This is a genomic window from Gilliamella sp. N-G2 (assembly GCF_002142215.1).
Classification (GTDB): Bacteria; Pseudomonadota; Gammaproteobacteria; order Enterobacterales; family Orbaceae; genus Gilliamella.
Window position 1 is genome coordinate 1 of the sequence record NZ_NAST01000052.1, and the last position, 4,173, is coordinate 4,173.

The 4,173-nt window shown below is 30.3% G+C and carries 3 protein-coding genes; all 3 read right to left on the reverse strand.

What is annotated here, in order from left to right; all coding sequences use genetic code 11:
- Nucleotides 1–227: 227 nt before the first annotated feature.
- Complete coding sequence (locus B6C99_RS12750; RefSeq protein ID WP_086360169.1) at nt 228–533, reverse strand: DUF1870 family protein; 306 nt, start codon at nt 531–533, stop codon at nt 228–230.
- 419 nt (nt 534–952) lie between these two features.
- Nucleotides 953–2,887 (reverse strand): U32 family peptidase, encoded by a 1,935-nt coding sequence (locus B6C99_RS12755; RefSeq protein ID WP_086360171.1) that lies wholly within the window; start codon nt 2,885–2,887, stop codon nt 953–955.
- A gap of 111 nt (nt 2,888–2,998) precedes the next feature.
- Complete coding sequence (htpX, locus tag B6C99_RS12760; RefSeq protein WP_086360170.1) at nt 2,999–3,868, reverse strand: protease HtpX; 870 nt, start codon at nt 3,866–3,868, stop codon at nt 2,999–3,001.
- Between the last annotated feature and the right edge of the window lie 305 nt (nt 3,869–4,173).

The following is a 4,173-nucleotide window of genomic DNA, read 5'->3' on the forward strand; positions in this document are numbered from 1 at the left end:
GTTTTATTATATAGAGTTTAAGCGCTATAAATTAAAAATTAGCTCATCAAGAGGAAAAAATATACGCAATCCATATAATGATTATAGATAATACGTATATAATCTATTAAAAATTTGGCAATTCAATTCAAAGAGAAAAAACAATGTCATAAAAATACTAATTGTACATTTTTTGATTTTTAGACAACGTTGTTGGCTGAAGTTATAAAAAATATTATGCAAACTTATTAGATTATTTTATCGATAAAATCTTTAGAATAAAGCTCAGCTTTTACTGAATCAATTAACCTTGAATAAACCAAATTGCCAATTTTATTATTACTGAATAAGTTATCAGTCTGTAACAATAAAAGTAATTCAGTCCTTTCTTCTTTAAGTTTGTTCATGATGTTTATAACATCATCTGGAATTTTTCTGCTTCCGCTTTCCCAATATTGCCATGCTCGCTTTGAGCACTTACCTATATATGTTGCGGCATCAGCAACATCAAGAAAAAATAAACGCCTAAGTGCTTTCAATTCGATATTAGTCATATAAATCCTATTTTCAACTATTAGCTAATGAAGAGGATTTATATCATAATTTTTGTCATAAAACTATTGAATAAAATCCATAATATTTATCACAATAAGAATCGATTCAAATCAAATATTGATTATTCTATAATGCCTTAATAAATATAAAATTATAAACAATTATTGATAATTAATAAAAGATCATTAGTTGAGTGCTGCTATAATGATTTTTGTTATTAATAATAAATAAATTATTATTTTGGGAGTTATTAGAGGAATAATATAACCCCCTTTTCTTTTGAAATAATTTCATTATAAATCAATTTGTTAAAGTTAGAATAATGTATATTATGTTAAATATAGTTCATTATTACGAACTATATTCTTCTTTTAAAAAGAACTGAGTTATTCTGTAAATTTCGATTCTTTGACTGTAATTATTTATTGGTTAATAAAATCAGTTCACTTCCTGGTAATGGCATTTTTAAAATGTGATTTTTGATTTTACCCCAAACTTGCATTTCACAGGCTTTACAATTAAATTTCAGTATTAATTCTTCATTATTATTTTGTACTAATTTCATTGGTGTTACTTTTGTTTTCACACCTTGAATACCTTTAGCTTGTTTAGGACATAAATTAAACGCAAATCTCAAACAATGTTTTGTAATCATTAATGGCGCATCATCTTTAACTTCATGTGCTTCAAAAGCACTTTCAATTAGTTTAACGCCATGCTGTGCATAAAATTCTCTAGCCTTATGATTATAAATATTTGCTAAAAAACTTAGCTGCTCCTCTGGATAAATTGGCACAGGTTCCGCTTGTGGTTTTCGTAACTTTCTTTGGTAATGAGTTAGCCGTTCCAATGTTAACTTATCAATAATATCTCTTCGTAATTGATTTAATTGGCTACTTGGAATAAAAAATATCTCGGTCAAATTAACATTCAAATCAGTAAGGTAATATATCGTTTGACCAAGTTTTGATAAGCTATCTTTTATATTTTTGAGTGCTTTATCAGATTGTTCAGCTAATTCAAACTCACCTTTTATAGCAATTTTTACACTACAGCCCTCTTCACTTGTTGCTATCAATTGAACAACATTCGATTGATTTATCAATTCAAATGCTACACCAATTCGACGACTACTCGATTCTTTTAATAAAGCTTGTTGCCAATTGTGATCAAGGTTACGATTAATTTGATAAGGTAATTTTAAGGAATGAAATACCTTAGGTAATTCATTAGGAAACACTCGATAATGATTATTAGCAACTTTTTCAACTTTATCCGCTCTGAATCCTACGATTTCACGCTTTACCAAGACGTTTAATCCATCACCATTCGTTAAAAATTTTTCAGATTTAATATCAATTGTTTGGTTAGAAACTTTCGTCATCTCACCGATAGGTAAGCCAATAAATTTAGGTGAATCAAAAGCGCCAATATTAGCTTGTCTACCCCGAACAAAATAATCAGTAGCACCTCGATGAAATGTTCTATTGGGATCTGGAGTGAATGAGTGTTGAGTTCTACCACTTGATGCACTTACAAAATCATCCGATTTTTCTAAAATTTCATCGAGTTTTTTTCGGTAAAATGCCGTTATATTTTTTACATAGCTTAAATCTTTATAACGTCCTTCTATTTTAAATGACCTAACTCCAGCTTGTATCAATTCGATTAAGTTTTCAGATTGATTATTATCTTTCATTGATAAAAGATGTTTTTCATAAGCAACAACACGGCCTTTATCATCCTTTAATGTGAATGGTAAACGGCATGCTTGCGAACAATCACCTCGATTGGCACTTCTACCCGTTTGAGCATGAGAAATATAACATTGACCTGAAAATGCAACACATAAAGCCCCATGAATAAAAAATTCGATATTGGCATCTATTTGTTGATGAATATTCGCTATTTCAGGTAAGTTTAATTCTCGAGCTAGAACTATTTGTGAAAAACCAACATCTGAAAGAAATTTAGCTTTTTGCGGGGTTCGAATATCCATTTGCGTGCTAGCATGTAAATCTATCGGCGGAATATCCATGGCTAATATGCCCATATCTTGAACAATTAAAGCATCAACTCCTGCATCATATAATTGCCAGATCAATTGCCGAGCTATCTCAAGTTCATTATCGTGCAAAATAGTATTTAATGTGACAAAAACTTTGGCATAAAAACGATGGGCAAACTCAACTAATTCGGCGATATCACTGACTGAATTACCGGCATTATGACGGGCACCAAAATGCGGGCCTCCAATATAAACTGCATCAGCCCCATGTAAGATTGCTTGTTTGGCAATGTCTATATTTTTCGCAGGACTAAGTAATTCAAGTTTATTATTGTTGGTTCGCAGGTACATATTAAATCTCTAGAAATATTATCGATTGATAAAGTAAATGGCAAATATTATTACTATTTGCCATTAAGGTTTTATTTGTTTATTAAGCCAATATTTAAAGTTTTATTAACCAATAATTGATTGATTTCTTAAAGCTTCAATTCGTTTTTCTAAAGGTGGATGTGATAAGAATAGTTGGGAAAATCTGGCTTTCTTCTCACCATTAATGCAAAAAGCTAAAATTGACGCTTCTTCATTTGGTTCATGGCTTACTTTTAGTTTTTCTAATGCGGCAATCATTTTTGCAGAACCTACCAATTTTGCAGAACCTGCATCGGCATGAAATTCGCGGTAACGCGAGAACCACATTGCAACCATACTTGCTAAAATTCCAAAGATAGTTTCGAATATCATTGCTATTACATAATAGGCTATATCTGCTAATGCTTCACTACGATCTTCTATCACTTTAGCAAACATTGACGCTATAATTCGTGAAATGAAGATAACGAAGGTATTTAATACACCTTGTAATAGTGCCATGGTCACCATATCACCATTTGCTACGTGACTCATTTCATGACCAATTACCGCTTCTGCTTCATCTTGAGTCATTGCTGATAATAATCCAGTACTTACCGCAACTAAAGAACGGTTTTTGGTCGCCCCTGTTGCAAAAGCATTAATATCATCTGCTTCATAAATTGCTACCGCCGGCATCTTTAATTTAAGTTGATCTGATTGGCGACGCACTACATCAAGTAACCACTGTTCTTGAGCATTACGAGGTTCTTTGATCACTTCGCCACCAACAGAACGTAGTGCCATTCTTTTTGATAAAAAAAGTGAAATAAATGAACCACCAAAACCAAAAATAGCTGCAAAAATAAGTAGTCCTAAGATACTATGGGCGTTAACCCCCAAAATACTCAAAATTATACCAAATACAAACATAACAGCTAAGTTAGTTAGAAGAAATAATCCAACTCGCATCATATATAAATTCCTCATTACTATGCTTAATTTAAATAATTTTATTTAAGAAAAAAAATAAAATTTGATATATTTTCGCAAAAATGCTGTTTTACTACAACCTGTTTTAATTTCCAAATTTATTATTTATAATTAATTATGATTATTGAAATTTCTAATTTTTTTAAAATTTATTAGGATGAAACATAAAGTATTCTACTTGAAACAAATAATTCTAATAATTTAAATGAATCTTGACTAATTATTAAAAATAACCTTATGTTCTTTAAAATTCTCAAAAATATATAATTTAGGAAATAAATTGGCAC